Below are 19,278 nucleotides of genomic sequence, written 5' to 3' on the forward strand. Positions count from 1 at the left end.
TCGTCAAGTGGGGGTTATCACGCTGATTGCAAGGCGCGCACCGAGATTTCCCGTGACGTCATGCTCGTGATCGCGCGAACCGACGCAATCGAAGCGGCGAGTGTGGTGTAGTAGGGGATCTTGTGACCCACGGCCGTGCGGCGGATCGAGGCGCTGTCTGCAATGGATGTTGCACCTTCCGTCGTATTGAAAACCAGCTGGATTTCGCCGTTGATCATGGCGTCCACAATGTGGGGCTGGCCTTCATTGACCTTGTTGATGGAGCGTACAGGCAGGCCTTCAGCTTCCAGATGAGCCGCCGTACCCGACGTTGCAACCAGGGTGAAACCGAGTGCAACAAGCTCGCGGGCGGCTTCAACAGCGCCGGTTTTGTCCGAATCCTTCACCGAAATGAATACGGCGCCTTCGGCCGGCAGCAGCACGCCGCAGCCCATCTGGCTCTTGAGGAAAGCGGTCCCGAAATCGTCGTCCCAGCCCATGACTTCACCCGTCGAGCGCATTTCGGGGCCAAGTTGCGGATCCACGCCCGGGAAGCGCGCGAACGGGAAAACAGCTTCCTTCACGGCCACCCGGCGCGGATGGGCCTGTGTCAGATCAAATCCGGTCAGCGACTCACCCGCCATGACCTTGGCGGCGATCCCGGCGATCGGGGCGCCCACGGCCTTGGCGACGAACGGCACGGTCCGGCTGGCGCGCGGGTTGGCTTCCAGCACATAGATTTCTTCGCCCTTCACGGCGAACTGGATGTTGATCAGGCCACACACCTTCAGCTCACGTGCAAGTGCGATCGTCTGCTTTGCCAGACGGTCCTGCAGGGCAGGAGACAGGGTGAAGGGCGGCAAGGCACAGGCGGAGTCGCCGGAGTGGACGCCAGCTTCCTCGATGTGTTCCATGATGCCGGCGACGTGGACATTCTCGCCATCGCAGATCGCGTCGACATCCACTTCGGTCGCATCGGACAGGTAGCGGTCGATGAAGAGCGAAGCGTCGCCGGAGACCTGAAGCGCCTCAGCGGCAAACTTGCGCAGGTCTACGTCGTCACGCGCAATTTCCATCGCACGCCCGCCGAGAACGAAACTCGGCCGCAGCATGACCGGGTAACCGATCTCGTTCGCCTTGATCTGGGCTTCTTCCACACTGCGCGCCGTACGCGACGGCGCCTGCTGGATACCCAGCCTGTCGAGCAGGGCGGCGAACTGCTCGCGGTCTTCTGCCAGATCAATGGACGCCGGGCTGGTGCCAAGGATTGGAATGTTCTGCTGGTCGAGCGGATTGGCAAGTTTCAGCGGTGTTTGCCCACCGAACTGAACGATCACGCCGCGCAGGTGGCCGATGCCGCTTTCCTTGTGGATGATCTCCAGCACGTGCTCGTCGGTCAGCGGTTCGAAATAGAGACGATCGGAGGTGTCATAGTCCGTAGACACCGTTTCCGGGTTGCAATTCACCATGATCGACTCCATGCCGAGGTCTGCCATGGCGAAGGCGGCGTGGCAGCAGCAATAGTCGAATTCGATACCCTGGCCGATCCGGTTCGGGCCGCCGCCAAGGATCACCACTTTTTCCCGTGCCGTCGGCAGGGATTCGCAGTCGGCTTTTTCCTGGCCGAACAGCGGGTGTTCATAGGTCGAGTACAGGTAGGGCGTTTTTGCCGCGAACTCGGCGGCGCAGGTGTCGATGCGCTTGTAGACAGGGCGGACATCCAGCGCATGACGCTGGTCACGCACGGCGTCTTCTGTCTTGCCGGTCAGCTCTGCGAGACGTTTGTCGGAAAACCCCATCGCCTTGATGTCGGTCAGCGCGTACGCATCATCCGGCAGGCCTTGCGCGCGGATCGTGTTTTCGGCGGCCACGATCTCTTCAAACTGGCGCAGGAACCATTTGTCGATCGAGGTGATGGCGTAGACGTCATCCACGCTGAGGCCCATGCGGAAGGCTTCGGCCACGACACGCATGCGGTCAGGTGCCTGGATGGCCAGCGCGGCACGCAACTTTGTCTCGTCTTCGAAAGGCAGTTCGTTCAGGCCGGTCAGGCCGGTCTCCAGGGAGTTCAGCGCTTTCTGGAAGCTTTCCTTGAAGTTCCGGCCGATGGCCATGGCTTCGCCGACCGACTTCATCGCGGTGGTCAGGACGGGTTCCGTGCCCTTGTATTTCTCAAAGGCGAAACGCGGAATCTTCGTGACGACATAGTCGATGGTCGGCTCGAAAGATGCGGGCGTCACGCCGGTGATGTCATTGTCCAGCTCATCCAGCGTGTAGCCGACCGCCAGCTTTGCGGCGATCTTCGCAATCGGGAAACCGGTTGCCTTGGACGCCAGCGCGGAGGAGCGCGACACGCGCGGGTTCATCTCGATGACGACCAGGCGCCCGTCTTCCGGGTTCACCGCGAACTGGACGTTCGACCCGCCGGTCTCGACACCGATCTCGCGCAGCACCGCAAGCGACGCGTTGCGCATCACCTGGTATTCCTTGTCGGTGAGCGTCAGGGCAGGGGCGACCGTGATGGAGTCGCCTGTGTGGACGCCCATCGGGTCGATATTCTCGATGGAGCAGATGATGATGGCGTTGTCCGCCGTGTCGCGGATCACCTCCATCTCATACTCTTTCCAGCCGAGCAGGCTCTCGTCGATCAGGATCTGGGCGTTCGGCGAGGCGGCGAGACCGGAACGGCAGATCTCTTCATATTCCTGGACATTGTAAGCGACGCCGCCGCCCGTGCCGCCGAGCGTAAACGCCGGACGGATGATGGCGGGGAGGCCAACCACGTCGAGCGCGTCCATGGCGCGCTTCAGGCCGGTGATGCGGTCATACTTGCCTTTTTCGTCACGCGGCGACGACACGATGGTCGCGCGCGGATTTTCCAGGCCGATCCGGTCCATGGCTTCGCGGAACAGGGCGCGGTCCTCTGCCATTTCGATGGCTTCCGCCCGGGCGCCGATCAGTTCGACGCCGTGCTTTTCGAGCGTGCCGGCATAGTGCAGGTCCAGCGCACAGTTCAGCGCCGTCTGGCCGCCCATCGTTGGCAGCAGGGCGTCCGGCTTTTCCGCTTCGATGATCTTCTCGACGATCTCCGGCGTGATCGGTTCGATATAGGTTGCGTCCGCCAGCCCCGGATCCGTCATGATCGTCGCCGGGTTCGAGTTTACGAGGATGACGCGATAGCCTTCATCCTTGAGGGCTTTCAGAGCCTGAACCCCGGAATAGTCGAACTCGCAGGCCTGCCCGATTATGATCGGTCCGGCCCCGATGACGAGAATGGAGCTAATATCTGTGCGCTTTGGCATGTGCCCCAACTCCTAGCGGTCAAACGGCTGCGTCATAGCAGAGTCGGAGGGTTGGGCAAGGTGAACCGGACCAGAAAGTCGGTGCGTGCTGCAGTAAGTTGGTGGGTGTGGCTTTCAGGGGGAGATCAGAGACAGGCGTTTTCAGGAGAAATCGTCATTTGCTCCTGCGCCAGTCGCCAGGTGCCGTCCACGATCTTGAAGACTTGTTGCACGTGCTGGCGTTGGGATGCCCGGCCGCCTTCATGCGTGGTGCCCTGCAGGCGAGCGTTGAAACTCGCGATTGCGCGATTGTTGCCAACCATCACATCAATTGGGGAATCGATCACCAGGGACCACTCCGAAAACGTTTCCGAGAGCAGTTGGGACCAGAACGCAGCGTATGCGTCTAGTGAAACACTTACCGACATACGCCGACCGAAATCCGTGACCATCCGGACCGGCTCATCGATTGCGATCGTTCGAAGTTGCTCCGTCAGGAACGCTCCATTGACACTGCTCCAGGTGGAACACCAGGCGAAGACCCGGGTCTTCACCTTTGTTTCGGCAGAAGTGCTGCCACGGTTCGATACAATCGACAGAGTGGAAGAAGTGATGGGGGGGGCCATGGCGCTCCTTGAACGAAATGCACTGGTGAACAGTGGGGCTTTAACGCCTTAAAGTAGACTTTGTTCCGCGCAGTTTCATTTTGCACCCGGCTTTCTTGCTGTGAGGGTAAACAGATCGGCCCCGCTTCTTAAGAAACGGGGCCGAAGTGACGTTTACAGGCTCTGCTGGCTAGCGACGCGAGCTGTCATAGGGATAGCGGTCATAGGCGTTTGCGACGCCGTCACCATCGGAATCCCGCTCGGTTTCCTGGTCTTTCACACCGGGCATGTCGCAGTCTTCGGCTTCGGTGCAGCCTTTCGCGGCACCCGCCGTTCCGCCGATTGCGCCGCCGATGATCGCGCCGCGTTCAGCGTTGCCATCGCCGACATTGTTGCCGATCACGGCGCCAGCGACAGCGCCGGCTGCAGCGCCATACGCCGCGTTACGCTCCGTTGTGCCGCTCGAGGTACAAGCCGCCAGAACGGCAGCACTGGCGCCAATGGCCATCAATTTCACGGGGAAGGTCATATTGGGTCCTTTCGGGTGACTATGACCGCAACAACGGATAGCCCCCGCAACGGTTCCCCGTGCAGCATTACAATGAGGTCAGGAAGACCTGCCGCGCTAGCTCCAGCGCTTGGACAGCTTCTGGCTTATCTCGTCCGGCGCCTGTTTCTCGGTCCCCTGATACCCGGTGACCTCATCGGCCACGAACGGGTTGTCCTGCCGTTCCTGCCCGAAGGTGGACAGTGGGCCGTGACCGGGAACGAAGCGCATCTGCGGACCGAGCGGCCAGAGCTTGCTGGTGATCGAGTCGATCAGTTGTTGCTGGTTCCCGCGCGGGAAGTCAGTCCGCCCGACAGAACCACGGAACAGGACATCGCCCACGAAGGCCAGCGCGCCTTCCTGGGAATAGATGACCACATGTCCCGGCGTGTGCCCGGGTGTGTGTGCCACGCCGAATTTGTTGCCTGCCAGTTCGAGGACATCGCCATCATGCAGGTAGCGGTCGGGCGTGACGTTCTTCCCGTCCTTGATGCCGTACTTTGCGCCCTGGGTTTCGATTTCATCCAGCAGCCACTGGTCGTCCTCGTGCGGGCCGATCACGGGGCAGCCCGTTCGTTCTGCGACGGCGGCAGCGGCCCCGGCATGGTCCATGTGCCCATGCGTCAGCCAGACGGCCACGATCTTCACGCCGAACTCTTCCGCAGCGGCCATGAGCTTGTCCACCTCACCGCCCGGATCGATGAAGACGCCTTCCATGGTCTCGGTCGACCAGATCATGGACGTGTTCTGCTGCAGGGGCGTGACCGGAATGATCCGGATCTCGAGCTTGGGCTGGTTGGCAGGTGTCTCAGTCATGATTGCTACATAGTCGGTCCGGTAGGGAACGCAAAGCGTGCGGCAGGTGCTTTTCCTGATACGAGCCCTCCGCTAACACTGGATAGGCAGACCAGATGCTGGCCAGATGCTGGAGAGGAGACTTTCGTGCGTATGCCGACGCAACCCGGCGGGAGGTATCGCGGCGGCGGCGGTATCGCGCGCTTGTTCCGGAGCCGCTTGGGTCTCCTCCTGATCGCCGCCATCGGTCTTTTTCTATACTGGCAGATGAACCAGAAGCCGGTTCCGTTTTCTGGCCGCAAGCAGCTCAACACCGTCTCCATTGAGCAGGAAGTGAAGCTTGGCCAGCAATCCTACCTCCAGATCCTGAACCAGGAGCAGCGCCAGGGGAACGCCGTGCTGTGCGCCGACGAGGCCTGTACAGGCGAAGAGGCGGCGCTGACCGATACGGTGCGGGGGATTGGCGCGCGCCTGCAGGCGGCCGCAGTCGAGCTTGAACAGGAATTGCTGGATGACGGCTATGCCTTCACGCCGGTCGCGGACACGTTCGACTGGACCTATTATGTCGTTCATTCCGTCACGCCCAACGCCTTCTGCCTGCCGGGCGGCTATGTGGCGGTCTATACGGGTATCCTGGATATCACCGGCAATTATGATGGCGCCCTCGACATGGAAGACCTGGCCGATCCGGACAAGCTGGCCGTCGTGATGGGGCATGAGATCGGTCATGCACTGGCGCATCATGGGGCCGAGCGGATGAGCCAGCAGCAGGTGATGCAGATGGGGCAGATGGCGGTTGGCGTGTCCATGGGGGACATGGACGCCTCGCAGCGGCGCGCGATCATGCAGGCCTTCGGCATTGCAGCGCAGGGCGGGATGCTGAAATTCTCGCGCGAGCACGAGACCGAAGCGGACAAGATCGGCCTCGATCTGCTGGTGCGCGCTTGTTACGATCCGCGGGAGGCGCCGGAACTCTGGCAGCGCATGGGCAGGATCAGCGGTGGCCAGCGTCCGCCAGAATGGATGAGCACGCATCCGGCCAGCGAGACCCGCGCTGAAAACTTCCGCAAATGGATGCCTGACGCGATTGCAGAATATGAGAGTCGTTGTGGCCCGTTACGTTAGAAATATACCGGGCGGGACAATTGGTGTTCCGACATAAAACTGCGCCCTTACCTTTGCAGGCGGGCGCAGTTCCTTGGCGTCCCGCGCTAGCCTGAGGCCAGTCCCACCCAGCACAAATACATACGCGGTTCCAAATCAACGCTTTGGGCAAGGAATTGCCTTAGAAGCGCTTTAAAATATTACGTACCACTGGTATGATAGGCCAGCAACGAAAAAAAGACCCATGGCAAGGAGAACTGCAGAACAGGCAGAAGCCACTCGCGCTGCTATCCTTGAAGCGGCCCGAGACCGATTTGCCCAGGATGGCTTTAGCGCCAGTATTGCGAGCATTGTTGCCGATGCAGGGGTCACGAAAGGGGCGTTGTTCCACCACTTCCCGAGCAAGCTGGATCTGTTCCGCGAGGTCTGGACTGACCTTCAGACGAGAATGGGAGAGGAAGCCCTCTCGGAAGCCCGCAAGATCAGCGGCGAACAAGACCCCTATATCCAGTTCCTTACCGGCGCACGGGTATACCTGAAATGGGCGGCGCGCCCTGAATATTTCAAGATCGTCCTGTATGAAGGCCCGGTCGTGCTGGGCTTGCAGGGATGGTACGAGTCCAATCGCAATCTCGGCCAAAGCAGCGTACGCCAGGCGATGGAAGCGCTGGCCGAAAGGGGACGCATCGCGCCGAGCCGCGTGAACTCCTATTCGGTGCTGGTCCAGTCCGCTCTGAACGGCGCAGGATTTGCCCTCGCAGAGGGTGTCGACGGCCTGACTCCGGACGAGGTTTATGAAGCTTTCGAAATCATGATCCGCAGCCTGCACTAGGCGAGGGGATCGATATTTCCCTGGATCGACGGGTTCACCCGCCACCACGCGGCAATGCCAAACCGTGAGGCTTTCGTCACTTCGACCGCATGCGGAATGGTTTCGGAGAGCATGAACACGACACCAGCGCGTTCCGGCAGGATGTAGGCGGCGGGGGCCGCAGATTCTTCGGCGCCTTCCGGCCAGACGACAAGCGCTCCGCCATTCTCCTCGGTCCAGTCTTCGTTCAGGTACACGACGAGTGACACGACCCGGTTGCGCGGCCCTTCGAAACTGTCGAGGTGGCGGTCGTAGAATTCCCCCGGCTGGTAGACCGCGAAGCAGGCTTCAAATTCGAACAGGCCGATCATGAGGCCGCGGTTGAGGGCTTCACGCAGCTGCTCCGCCCACTGCAGGAAACCTGCCTGCGCCGGTGTTGCACCATCCATCCAGGCGATCCGGGACTTGCGGATCGACCGGTCAAGCTGGAAGTCCGCCTCCCGGCCGATCCCCGCAGGCGCCAGCTCACCTTCCGTATTGGCTTCCAGCACCTCCGCACGCAGGGCGAGGTAAAGGGCATCCGGCAACATGTGCGGTTGCCAGCTCCAGCCCTTAGACGCGAGATCACCAAGGATTGCGCCGAGGCGATTATCGCCGGGCGGAGGCACCAGAGGGGCAATGGCCGTCATGGCCGTAAACTTTCAAAAGGGTCGGACTATTTGCCGGCCCGGTGTTGCGTCATCAGGTCTGCAAAGCGCTGGAACAGGTAGAAACTGTCCTGCGGGCCAGGGCTGGCTTCGGGGTGATGCTGGACCGAAATGATCGGGCGGTCTTTCACGGCGAGGCCGGAATTCGTGCCATCGAACAGCGAGCGGTGACTTTCTTCCACGCCCGTCGGCAGAGTGGCCGGGTCGACGGTGAAGCCATGGTTCATGGACACGATCTCCACCTTCCCGGTGGACAGGTCTTTCACCGGGTGGTTCGCGCCGTGATGGCCCTGTGCCATTTTCATTGTCTTCGCACCGAGGGCGAGCGCCAGAAGCTGGTGTCCGAGGCAGATACCAAGGATCGGCAGGCCGCTGTCGATCACCGCGCGGATCATGTCTCCGGACCGCTTGATCGTTGCGGCCGGATCACCCGGGCCGTTGGAGAACACGATGCCGTCCGGCTTCAGCGCGGCGATGTCCTCGAACGACGCGTCGCCGTTCACGACAGTTGCGCGGATGCCGACATTGGCGAGGTTGCGCAGGATGTTCTTCTTCACACCGAAATCGACCACAACGACGTGGAAGGCCGGCTTATCCAGATGGCCATATCCGGTTTCCGGCAGCCACAAGCTTTCGGAATTCTCGAAGTCTGCGCCGGTATCCACGTCCGCGGCGAGGTCGGCTGTTTCCAGGCCTTCCCAGGCGCGGGCCGCTTCGATCAGTGCATCAAGGTCGATATTTCCGTCCGGCTGGTGGCAGATGGCTGCCTTTTGCATGCCTTTCTCGCGGATCAGGCGGGTGATGGCCCGCGTATCGACCCCGAAAAGACCGGCGATTCCGCGTTTTTTCAGCCATGAATCGAACGTATTGGTGGACCGCCAGTTCGAAGGCGCCGTGATCGGCTCGCGGAAAATGGCGCCCCGGGCGGCATGGGATCCGGGTTCCGAGGACTCCTCATGGTCCTCATCATTGGTCCCGACATTGCCGATATGGGGAAATGTGAACAGGACGATTTGGGACGCGTAGGAAGGGTCCGTGAGGATCTCCTGATAGCCCGTGATCGCTGTATTGAAACACAATTCTCCGGTTCGGACGCCTGCGGCGCCTGCACCGTGACCAAGAAACACTGTGCCGTCGGCGAGCGCGATCGCTCCCGTGGCTGAAGTAGCCGCTTGAGTTTTGGCCAAGTAGGACATATTTGTCACACCTCCCGGGCGCCGCGTAGGGTCTCGTTAACCCATCCGCATGAAGTTCGTCCGGTGTATTGGGGCGGAGTCTCTGCTGCGTCAAGCGAGTGATGCGGCAGGGCTTATGAGAGGCGAAACACGGCATGGGCCGAGAAGATACGAGTGGATTGATGTCGCTTAAGGCGCGCATTGGTAATGCCCTCAAATCCGAGACCGAAAAGGGCAAGCCCGGCGTACGCCTGGCAACCCTGCGCCTGATCGATTGCGCGGTGCGTGACCGGGACGTGTGTGCACGTGGCCGCGGCGACGGTGAAGGCTGCCCGGAAGCGGATGTCCGCCGCGTGCTGGAGACCATGGTCGCCCAGCGCGAAGTGGCCGCCCGCGAGCACGAAGATGCCGGCCGCCTCGAAGAGGCCATTCGCGAACGCGAAGAAATCGAGATTATCCAGCAATTCCTGCCAGTCCCCCTGCAGGGCAAGGCGCTGGAATCAGCCGTGGAGGAGGTTGTGACCGACCTCGGCGCCTCCAGGCTCAAGGACCTTGGCCGCTGCATGAGCGCGCTCAAGGAGCGTTATCCCGGCATGATCGAGTCCGGTGCAGCCGGCAAAGCTGTTCGCAAGGCCCTTTCGCGCGCCAGCTGATCCCGTCAGTGAAACCTTCTTAACCTTCGGAACACGCCGAGGGTTGTCCCGTTCTTTCCGCACTTGAGCCACGGAAAGGACGATCACATGAAACCCCTTCTTTTTACCGCCAGTGCAATTGCCCTCATGATGGGTGCAGCTGCCTGTACCGAAGCGACGAGCCATGCGGAGACGGCGCCGCAGGCTGCAGCGGAAACTTCCGCTGCCACGCCGGATCAGATGCCGGACAAGCAAGCCGCCAACCTCAAGGAAATGACGCGGGCCGACATCGAACCGGTGAAACGCGAAAAGTTCACGCTGGCCTCTGACGAAATTCTGGCATCGCGCCTGATCGGCTCTGAGGTGCTGGACCCGGCGGGCGACGAAATCGCGACGGTGGCCGATGTCTGGATCGGTGAGCCCGGCGATACGCCGAAACTGATCGTCCGGGACGGTGGTGTGGCCGGTGTTGGCGGCACGCTGCACGCCATCGGCTTCGAAGGCGCCCTGATCGAACCTGTTGCAAACGATGACGAGCCGGACGTGCGCGTGACCTATTCGAAAGCTTCACTGGAAGGCCTGCCGGAGTTCAAGCAGAACGGCGTGGACGATTACCGTCTCGCCTCTGAAGCCATGGGCACGACGGCATCGCTGTCCTTCGGCGACAATCTCGCCCGGGTGAATGATTTCGTGATGAAGGTCGATGGCACACCGGAATATGCAGTCATTTCCGACGGTCTTGCCGGAACGACACATTACGTCATCGACGCCGATGCCCTGACCATCGAGCAGGGGGACGGAGATGGAACCCTGGTCATCGATCTTGATGCCGATGCGTTTGCCCACGCCAAGGTACTGGCGGACGGTCAATAAGCCTCCAGTCTGGCTGCGTAAGGGAGGGTCTGGCCTTGCCGGGCCCTCTTTTCGTGAGTTGACGTGAAAAGGCGCGTTTCCCCGGAGGCGGGAACGCGGTATCCTGACCGGATGGCGCCACCTTCCATCCGCATCCCTGACGGCTTCGTAGAGGAGCTGAAGGCCCGTATCCGGCCTTCGGATGTGATCGGCCGCAAGGTGAAGCTGACCAAGAAGGGGAAGGAATGGGTCGGCCTTTCCCCCTTCACCAATGAGAAATCGCCCAGTTTCTACGTCAACGACCAGAAGCGCATCTTCAAGGATTTCTCCTCCGGTCTTGGCGGCGATGTCATCAGCTTCATCATGGAGACAGAACGTCTGAGCTTCATGGAAGCGGTGGAGAAGCTGGCGGAAGAGGCCGGCATGGAACTGCCCAAGGCGAGCCCGCAGGCCGCCGAGGAATATGACCACCGCAAACGCCTTCAGGCCGTGTGCGAAGCGGCGACGGCCTATTTCGAAGACCGGCTGAATTCTTCAGAAGGCATGGCAGCGCGGACTTATCTTGAAGGGCGGGGCCTGCGGCCGGCAGCCTGGAAACGCCATCGCCTCGGCTATTCGCCGGACGACTGGCGCAAGACAATCGACCATCTGAAATCGCAGGGATTCTCCACCAAGGAAATCCTGGAGGCAGGGCTCGCCAAGGAAAGCGACCGGGGCGGAGAGCCCTATGATGCGTTCCGCGGACGACTGATGTTCCCGATCGCCGATGTGCGCGGCGGGATCATCGCGTTCGGGGGCAGGGCGCTTCAGCCGGATGCAAAACCGAAATACCTGAATTCCGGTGACACACCGCTGTTTCACAAATCGCGCGTGCTCTACCGCTACAAGGTGGCGCGGGAAGCGCTGGGCGGGGGGGATGGCGGCGGCCTGCTCGTCTGCGAAGGCTACATGGATGCGATCGCGCTGGCCGAAGCGGGTTTTGGCACATCCGTGGCCCCGCTCGGCACGGCGCTGACGGAAGACCAGCTGAGCATGATCTGGCGGGCCGGGCCGGAACCGGTCCTGTGTTTTGACGGCGACCGCGCCGGACTTGGCGCGGCGTACCGGGCCATCGACCGGGCCCTGCCGCATGTCGAGCCGGGGCGGTCACTGTTCTTCGTGCTGCTGCCGGACGGCATGGACCCGGACGACCTGATTCGGGCACGCGGCCCCGGCGCCATGTCTGACGCGCTGGAAGAACGGATCTCCATGTCCGAACTTCTCTGGCTGCGCGAGCGCGATGCCGAACCGCTCGACACGCCCGAGCGCCAGGCAGGCCTGGAGGCCCGTCTGATGGCCGCTGCCGCGCAAATCCAGCATCCCGGCGTTCGCGCCGCGTATGAGCGCGACCTCAAATCCCGGATGCGGGATCATTTCTGGCAACTGCGCCAGGCCAGCCGCGGCAGGTCCAAAGGCAGCGGGGACTACAGAAAGCGCCCCGGAACGGGACAATTTCCCGCCTCAGGCGATCAGGGGCAGGTGGAACTGAAAGGCGGCGCGCCAGCCAAACTGCGCGGCCTGGGGCAGGTGGTGCGGGCGGTCGATACGCCCGAACTGCTGGACCTCGGCGCCGAAACGCTTGCGGCGGCTGTTTTTGCCGATCCGGACGTCAGCCGGATGCGCGATGCTGTGCTGGACTTCGCGGATGCAGGAAAACCTATTGACCGCGAGGCATTGAGTGCCCATTTAGCGGAAGCAGGGAACATGCGCGCTGCCAGTCTGCTCAACGAATATCCCCAGACGCCTCCGATAGCGGTCGACGGACCCGAGGCACGGGAATGGCTAATTGCCCTCGAGCAATACATGGTTGCAGGTCGTTCCGCAGAGCAGGACACCGACACTGGCATGGATGATGCTGGTGCGGATGCTACGTCGTCGCCATCAGCCTGGCGGCGCAAGCACCAGCTTGTCGCGGAACGCAGGGCTCTGAGAGCCCGCATGAACGAGGCAGCAGGAAAAGTCGGCGAAAGCTGAAAAAGCACGGAACTTTGAGGCGTATGGCGGGGCGAGCGCGTCGTATGTCACGGGAGAGAGAGTGAATGGCATCTGCCAAGCAGAAGAATACGCAGAGCGAACGTGAATCCGAGGACGAAAAGGACAACGACGCCGGTCTTGTCGATTTCAACGCCACGGACGTCAAAAAGGTCCTGAAGCGCGCCCAGAAGCGCGGCTTTATCACCCATGACGAAATCAACGCGCTTCTGCCGAATGACGAAATGACGTCCGACCAGATCGAGGACGTCATGTCCCAGATCTCGGAAATGGGCATTGCCGTCGTCGAAACGGAAGAAGAAGCGGAAGAGCAGGGCAAGGCCCTGACCAAGATCGAGGACCGCAAGGTCGTCGCCAAGAAGGGCAATGCGCGCGGTTCCGACCGCACCGACGACCCGGTACGCATGTACCTGCGCGAAATGGGCGCCGTCGAACTGCTGTCCCGCGAAGGCGAGATTGCGATTGCCAAGCGGATCGAAGCCGGCCGCGACGCGATGATCCGCGGCCTGTGCGAAAGCCCGCTGACTTTCGAAGCCATGATGGTCTGGCGGGACGAGCTCATCAATGAGCGCATCCTCCTGCGCGACCTGATCGACCTGGAAGCGACCTATGGCGCGGAAAATCCGCCGCCGGAGCCGAAACCCGTCGAGAAGGAAGAAGAGCCCGAGGCGAAGGCGAAAACCCGCCGCGGCGATGTCGACGAGGTCGAGGCCGAACGCGAGCGCCAGAAGAAAGAAGCCGAAGAGGAAGAGGACGAAGACGACGCCGCCGCCATGTCCATGTCGGCCATGGAAGCGGAACTTCGTGACGGCGTCCTCGCCAAGCTCGACGAAATCTCCGACGGCTTCGGACGTTACCGCAAGCTGCAGGACAAGCTCGTTACCCGCCGGATGGAAGGCAAGGAACTGACGCCGAAGGCGCAGTCCGAATATGACGAACTGTCCAACAACATCGTTGAGAACCTGAAGACGATCCACATCAACAACGCCCGTATCGAGGCGCTGGTGGAACAGCTTTATGCCATCAACAAGAAGCTGATGGGCCTGGAAGGCAAGCTGATGCGCCTGGCTGACGCGCATGGCGTGCCGCGCAAGGAATTCCTCAGCAACTATTTCGGCCGCGAGCTGGAGCCGGACTGGACCGAACAGGTCAGAGGCCTGTCTGCGAAATGGAAGCGTTTCGTCGACTCCAAGGAAACCGACATCGAGGAAGTGCGTTCGGAAATCTCCGAAATCGCACAGGAAATCGGTATTCCGATCGACGACTATCGCCGCATCGTCCAGACGGTGCAGAAAGGCGAGCGTGAAGCCCGCATCGCGAAAAAGGAGATGGTGGAAGCCAACCTCCGCCTCGTGATCTCCATCGCGAAGAAGTATACGAACCGCGGCCTTCAGTTCCTGGATCTCATCCAGGAGGGCAATATCGGCCTGATGAAGGCGGTGGACAAATTTGAGTATCGCCGCGGCTACAAATTCTCGACCTACGCCACATGGTGGATCCGTCAGGCTATAACCCGGTCGATTGCCGACCAGGCCCGCACGATCCGTATTCCGGTGCACATGATCGAGACGATCAACAAGATCATCCGTACCCAGCGCCAGATGCTGCACGAGATTGGCCGCGAGCCGACTCCGGAAGAACTGGCCGAGAAGCTGGGCCTGCCGCTGGAGAAGATCCGCAAGGTTCTGAAGATCGCGAAAGAGCCGATCTCGCTGGAAACGCCGATTGGCGACGACGAGGATTCAAACCTCGGCGACTTCATTGAGGACAAGGCCGCGCTTCTGCCGGTCGATGCCGCGATCCAGTCGAACCTGCGTGAGACGACGACCCGTGTGCTCGCCTCGCTCACCCCGCGTGAGGAACGTGTGCTGCGCATGCGCTTCGGCATCGGCATGAACACCGACCACACGCTGGAAGAAGTCGGCCAGCAGTTCAGCGTGACGCGCGAACGTATCCGCCAGATCGAAGCGAAAGCGCTCCGCAAGCTGAAGCATCCGAGCCGCAGCCGCAAGCTGCGCAGCTTCCTGGATACGTAAGAATTTTGAAGGGCGGTCCATGTGGCCGCCCTTTTTATTCACTCGGCTAGAAGGGTCCAGCTAGGTAGACGCCGCATGAGGGGGATATCTCGCTTGATGAAGTCGAGGCACTGGCGCTGAAGTATCCGCATCTGGACTTCATTGAAAGCCGCGAACGTATCGGTATCAGCGAGTGTTGTGGCGGTAAGGTCGGCTGGGCCGAGGATAACGTACCGATGAGATTTTAGTTCGTGTACGGTAATTTGATTGCCAGGCATGTAGATAATGAAACGATTTTCCGTGCACTTTATCTGGCGGGGCTGCTCCGCGCAAAGGTGCTGGGCAAGGCAGTGTTCATGTTTAATTCAGATGCGCGTGTGGATAGTCTTTTTTTACAAGGATAAAATTAATGAAGAAAATTTTGCTCTCGGTCATCGCGCCGGTTCTGGCGCTGGCAACAGGTCAGGCCTCTGCACAAGAAGATTGCAAGACCTGTGAGGTGGCACCGCAAGAGTTTAAATATGACGACAAGGCAGTTGAACGCAAGAATCCGATGGTTTCAGATATCGCGACTGTCAAAGCATCTGAAATTGAGAACATAAAGCTTGGCAATGGCATCAAGGGTGAAGCCCAGGCAATGCCGAACGAGAAGCTTGGCAACGGCATCAAGGGTGAAGCCCAGGCAATGCCGAACGAGAAGCTTGGCAACGGCATCAAGGGTGAAGCCCAGGCAATGCCGAACGAGAAGCTTGGCAACGGCATCAAGGGTGAAGCCCAGGCAATGCCGAACGAGAAGCTTGGCAACGGCATCAAGGGTGAAGCCCAGGCAATGCCGAACGAGAAGCTTGGCAACGGCATCAAGGGTGAAGCCCAGGCAATGCCGAACGAGAAGCTTGGCAACGGCATCAAGGGTGAAGCCCAGGCAATGCCGAACGAGAAGCTTGGCAACGGCATCAAGGGTGAAGCCCAGGCAATGCCGAACGAGAAGCTTGGCAACGGCATCAAGGGTGAAGCCCAGGCAATGCCGAACGAGAAGCTTGGCAACGGCATCAAGGGTGAAGCCCAGGCAATGCCGAACGAGAAGCTTGGCAACGGCATCAAGGGTGAAGCCCAGGCAATGCCGAACGAGAAGCTTGGCAACGGCATCAAGGGTGAATTCCGGGCAATGCCGAACGAGAAGCTTGGCAATGGCATCAAGGGTGAATTCCGGGCAATGCCGAACGAGAAGCTTGGCAATGGCATCAAGGGTGAAAGCGCGGATTAAATCCACGATTTTTCCTGCGAAGCCTGACCGGTATCAGAGCTGACGTTTGATACCGGCTGCCCACGCCTTGGCTTCTTTCCTTTCGGTTTTGTTTTTCGGTTTTTGTCTTTCCGTCACCATGTCGACAATGTTCGGTTCGGGGTGAACCAGGTGACCAAGACCATCAGGTGTGGAAAGCCAAACCGGAAGGTCGCCTTGCGAGAACATGGCGATGAGGTTTCTACCAAGCTCGGTTCCATAGGCTTCAACGCCATCAAACGCCCACCCGCCTATGTAGAGTTTGGCAAATGGATGGGGCGGATCGTTCGGGCGCTGCAAGCTGAATATGATTTTCAATTTGTCAGGACGGGCCTCTTCAGGCATCGCACCGATATGTTTCCAGAGACACTGCCATTCCCGGCACACGGGAAACCGTTCCTCGTAAATCCCGCATCCTGGATTTGCACAATGTTCACAGGCTATGCCTTCCGGCTTTTGAAATTCAGGTGTTCGGATTGTAAGGTGCGTGCAGCAAGCTGAGCAATCTCCACACTCTCTGCCTTCAACAAGTCCTCCGAAAATTTTCTCCCGGTCAGCCTCCGGGCGGAAATCCATATCCCATGTCAGGTGTTTCATAATATCCAGTCTTTTACATTGGTTTGGTCGACCAGTGACGTTTAAGCTTGGTTTGTAAACCCTCATCATAGGCCGTCCTGGACGGCTTGACCTGACTTACAAGTTTAAATCGCCGCCTTCAGCGCCTGATCCAGATCCGCGATCAGGTCGTCGGCGCCTTTTTGCCGATGGAGAGAGAGGCGCACTGTGTTCGGTGCGGCCCCGGCGGCGGTCTTTTGTCTTCATCGTATCTGCCGGCCTCAGTAATGCGATTGCATTAAATTGCGCCCGGCCTATACCTTGGCCCTTGGAGAGCAAACTCGAGGGGCTGAAATTGAAGCGTATCCTGACTGGCATAGTGATGGGCGTCGTCCTGATCGTCGCGTGCGTGCTTACCGCCGTCTTTGTTGCGAAGAATGGCGCTGTCAGCGCAGGCATTCGCGCCGCGACCTCCGGAATGGGCGATGCATCTGTCTCCGAGTTGGGCGACGTGAAACCCTATCCGCCCATCGAGTTTGCCGAGAAACACGCTTATGATCTCGGCGGGCAGGCCTATCTCTGGTTCTACGGCCGCTGGCGCATGATCCTGGAAGAGCGTGACTTTGTCCTGAAAAATGGCGCTGCGATCAATTCGCTCCTCAAATACCGCGATCCGCCCACCGCCGACGACGAGATCTATGTCACGCCGAACCTCGATGTCCTGAATATCGTCTCGTTTTTCGATCTCGCGGAGCAGCCGCAAATCCTGACGATCCCGCCTATCGAGGATGGCCGCTATTACACATTCATGTTCGTGGACGCCTGGCACAACATCATCGCCAACGTCTCGCGCCAGCATTATCCGCAAGGTGGCCAGCAGGTCGCGCTGGTCGGTCCGGGCTGGCAGGGGGCACTGCCTGAGGGCGCTATTCGCCTGGACTCGCCGACAAACACGGTGGCGCTGCTCGGGCGTATCCGTGTCAGTCCCGAAATCCCGGAAGACGTGGCAAAGGCGCAGGCCCTTCTCGATGCGGTAGAGGTGGCGCCGCTCAGCACGATGATGGATGTACCCGTGCCGGCGGGCACCGTACCGGGGCAGAGCTATGAGCTGATCGACCCGAATGCGCGGCAAACGCTCGCTATTTTCGACAATTACCGTGAAATCCTCCGGCGCAATCCGCCTTACGGAAAAGACGCCTACGCGGCGGATATCTTCGAGGAAATCATTCCGGGCGCCGGCCTGGAACCCAATCCGGTCTTTATGGCGGGGCTGAAGGAAACGGCACGGGATAGCCAGCGCATGATCCGGACGATTCCTCTGGCCTCTCGCCTGCGTGGCTGGAGCATGACCCCGCCGGAGGTTTCCACGCCAGACTGGTCGTGGTTGTTGCGGGCAGCGCTGACGGAGTACGGCATCCTCGTGAACGTGAAAGAGGAGTCCGTCTACATCACCACGACGCTGGATTCTGATCGGAAGAATATGACGGGCGGGGAGTCCTATGAGCTGCGGCTTGCGTCACCCCCTCCCGTCAAGGAATTCTGGTCCATCACCCTGTACGATATGGCAACGGCGCAGCTGATTGCGAATGATTGGGACAAGTTCCGGATCGGCGACAACACGCCTGGCTTGAAATATGAGGCGGACGGATCGCTTCGTCTCTTTATCTCACCTGAGCCGCCGGAAGACGCTGACGATGTCCCCAACTGGATTCCGAGCACCCCGAACAAGGATATCCAGTTGAACATCGTCATGCGGATTTACGGGCCGACCGATGAAATCCTCAGCAAGGAATGGTTCCCGGAAAACTGGCAGAAGCAGTAACGCCATCCGGAGACCCAAAAGAAAAGGGCGGCCAATTGGCCGCCGTTTTTATTGGATCTGCAGCCCCGTCAGAACGAGGAAGCTGGCGCCGATCAGGACGGCAAGTGAGAGCACCCCGGTGGTCAGCACACGTCCGCCGCTGGCGAGGACGGCGCGCAGATCCACCATCAGGCCGAGGGCGGCCATTGAGACAAGGGTGAGCAGCGTCGAGGCCACAGCGATCGGGGGCAGGGCGGCTGCCGGAATCAGATTGGCGCTACGCAGAGCCATCATGGCGAGGAAGCCGATGATGAACCAGGGCACGAGGCGGCCGAGGCCCGGGCGGCTGGCGCCTGCCGCTTTTCCGCCCGCAAGACCGAGCAACAGGATCACCGGACCGAGCAGCAGCACACGGATCAGTTTGACTAATGTGCCCACCTGCGTCGAGAGAAGGCCCACAGGCGCCGTCGCTGCCAGCACCTGCGGCACGGCATAGACGGTCAGGCCCGCCAGAACGCCATATTGCCGTTCGCTCATGTCCAGCTGCAGCTTGAACAGTGGCAGGAACAGAACGACGAGAATTCCGAGCGCCGCGGTAAAGGCGATGGACGCCGTGACATGTTCCGACTCCGCCTCGATCACGGGCGCGGCCGCGACGATGGCGGAGTTGCCGCAGATCGAATTTCCGCAGGCGACCAGAAGCGCCAGCTTGTGCGGCAGGCCGATCACGCGCCCGATGCCATAGCTGATCGCGATGGCCGCGAAGACGACCCCGGCAATCGCCGCCACCAGCGGTAGGCCCGCTTTGCCGATGGCCGCCGCACTGACAGAGGCGCCAAGCAGCACGATGGCCGCCTCCAGCAACAGTTTCGAGGAAAAGTGTACGCCGGCGCGCAGCCGGTCATGCAGACCGAAGATCGTATGGAACGCCACGCCAAGCAGGATCGCCAGCACGAGCGCCTCGAACCAGGCGCGGCCGAATACCTGCACTTCCGCTACCTGCAGCCCCGCTGCCAGCAGGGCGATCAGCGCCGCCAGCACGAGGCCGGGCATGATGGATCGGGTGCGCTGGAACAGCATGGTTTCCGCCTTTCACTGGACGGAAA

Annotated in this window: 16 protein-coding genes; 8 read left to right on the forward strand and 8 right to left on the reverse strand. The window is 60.5% G+C overall.

The features are described from left to right. Positions 1-17: 17 nt before the first annotated feature. From carB to HAD_RS07760, 4 genes are all read right to left on the reverse strand, one after another. The gene (carB, locus tag HAD_RS07745) at positions 18-3,281 is read right to left on the reverse strand and encodes a carbamoyl-phosphate synthase large subunit (protein ID WP_035570340.1); all 3,264 of its coding nucleotides are present in this window, start codon (positions 3,279-3,281) and stop codon (positions 18-20) included. Between the two features lie 125 nt (positions 3,282-3,406). Then, positions 3,407-3,886 (reverse strand): Cif family virulence factor, encoded by a 480-nt coding sequence (locus HAD_RS07750; protein WP_035570341.1) that lies wholly within the window; start codon positions 3,884-3,886, stop codon positions 3,407-3,409. A 169-nt stretch (positions 3,887-4,055) separates the two neighbouring features. Beyond that, entirely contained in the window at positions 4,056-4,394 is a 339-nt protein-coding gene (locus HAD_RS07755; protein ID WP_035570345.1) for a YMGG-like glycine zipper-containing protein, read from the reverse strand. A gap of 96 nt (positions 4,395-4,490) precedes the next feature. Beyond that, positions 4,491-5,228: an MBL fold metallo-hydrolase gene (locus tag HAD_RS07760; protein WP_051596021.1), complete on the reverse strand. Its 738-nt coding sequence runs from the start codon at positions 5,226-5,228 to the stop codon at positions 4,491-4,493. A gap of 132 nt (positions 5,229-5,360) precedes the next feature. On the opposite strand from HAD_RS07760, the gene HAD_RS07765 reads away from it, so the two are divergent. After that, positions 5,361-6,332 (forward strand): M48 family metallopeptidase, encoded by a 972-nt coding sequence (locus HAD_RS07765; protein ID WP_084331824.1) that lies wholly within the window; start codon positions 5,361-5,363, stop codon positions 6,330-6,332. Positions 6,333-6,555: 223 nt separating this feature from the next. Then, positions 6,556-7,143, forward strand: coding sequence for a TetR family transcriptional regulator (locus tag HAD_RS17895; RefSeq protein WP_084331825.1), 588 nt, complete (start codon positions 6,556-6,558; stop codon positions 7,141-7,143). Here HAD_RS17895 and HAD_RS07775 read toward each other — a convergent pair. Further along, positions 7,140-7,811: a 2OG-Fe(II) oxygenase gene (locus HAD_RS07775; RefSeq protein WP_084331826.1), complete on the reverse strand. Its 672-nt coding sequence runs from the start codon at positions 7,809-7,811 to the stop codon at positions 7,140-7,142. The genes HAD_RS17895 and HAD_RS07775 overlap by 4 nt on opposite strands. A 26-nt stretch (positions 7,812-7,837) precedes the next feature. Beyond that, positions 7,838-9,025, reverse strand: a complete 1,188-nt coding sequence (gene carA, locus HAD_RS07780; RefSeq protein ID WP_051596024.1) for a glutamine-hydrolyzing carbamoyl-phosphate synthase small subunit — start codon at positions 9,023-9,025, stop codon at positions 7,838-7,840. Between the two features lie 134 nt (positions 9,026-9,159). Here carA and HAD_RS07785 point away from each other — a divergent pair, with 134 nt between their 5' ends. The 5 genes from HAD_RS07785 to HAD_RS07810 all read left to right on the forward strand — a co-directional run bounded on the left by HAD_RS07785 (position 9,160) and on the right by HAD_RS07810 (position 15,798). Further along, the gene (locus HAD_RS07785; protein WP_241765321.1) at positions 9,160-9,657 is read left to right on the forward strand and encodes a GatB/YqeY domain-containing protein; all 498 of its coding nucleotides are present in this window, start codon (positions 9,160-9,162) and stop codon (positions 9,655-9,657) included. 87 nt (positions 9,658-9,744) lie between these two features. Beyond that, positions 9,745-10,509 (forward strand): PRC-barrel domain-containing protein, encoded by a 765-nt coding sequence (locus HAD_RS07790; RefSeq protein WP_035570348.1) that lies wholly within the window; start codon positions 9,745-9,747, stop codon positions 10,507-10,509. Positions 10,510-10,620: 111 nt separating this feature from the next. Beyond that, positions 10,621-12,501 carry a DNA primase gene (dnaG, locus tag HAD_RS07795; protein ID WP_051596025.1) on the forward strand — a complete coding sequence of 627 codons (1,881 nt, stop codon included), beginning with the start codon at positions 10,621-10,623 and terminating at the stop codon, positions 12,499-12,501. 65 nt (positions 12,502-12,566) lie between these two features. Further along, positions 12,567-14,555, forward strand: a complete 1,989-nt coding sequence (gene rpoD / locus HAD_RS07800; RefSeq protein WP_035570350.1) for an RNA polymerase sigma factor RpoD — start codon at positions 12,567-12,569, stop codon at positions 14,553-14,555. 388 nt (positions 14,556-14,943) lie between these two features. Continuing rightward, a complete protein-coding gene (locus tag HAD_RS07810; protein WP_035570352.1) occupies positions 14,944-15,798 on the forward strand; it encodes a hypothetical protein in 855 nt (284 codons plus the stop codon). A gap of 33 nt (positions 15,799-15,831) precedes the next feature. Here HAD_RS07810 and HAD_RS18555 read toward each other — a convergent pair whose 3' ends face one another. Continuing rightward, positions 15,832-16,413, reverse strand: a complete 582-nt coding sequence (locus HAD_RS18555; protein ID WP_156942198.1) for a hypothetical protein — start codon at positions 16,411-16,413, stop codon at positions 15,832-15,834. 313 nt (positions 16,414-16,726) lie between these two features. On the opposite strand from HAD_RS18555, the gene HAD_RS07820 reads away from it, so the two are divergent. Next, complete coding sequence (locus tag HAD_RS07820; RefSeq protein ID WP_156942199.1) at positions 16,727-18,193, forward strand: DUF1254 domain-containing protein; 1,467 nt, start codon at positions 16,727-16,729, stop codon at positions 18,191-18,193. Between the two features lie 48 nt (positions 18,194-18,241). Here HAD_RS07820 and HAD_RS07825 read toward each other — a convergent pair whose 3' ends face one another. Next, a complete protein-coding gene (locus HAD_RS07825) occupies positions 18,242-19,252 on the reverse strand; it encodes a YeiH family protein (RefSeq protein WP_035570355.1) in 1,011 nt (336 codons plus the stop codon). Positions 19,253-19,278: the final 26 nt, after the last annotated feature.

The sequence above is a fragment of the Hyphomonas adhaerens MHS-3 genome, from assembly GCF_000685235.1.
In the GTDB taxonomy this organism is placed as follows: Bacteria; Pseudomonadota; Alphaproteobacteria; order Caulobacterales; family Hyphomonadaceae; genus Hyphomonas; species Hyphomonas adhaerens.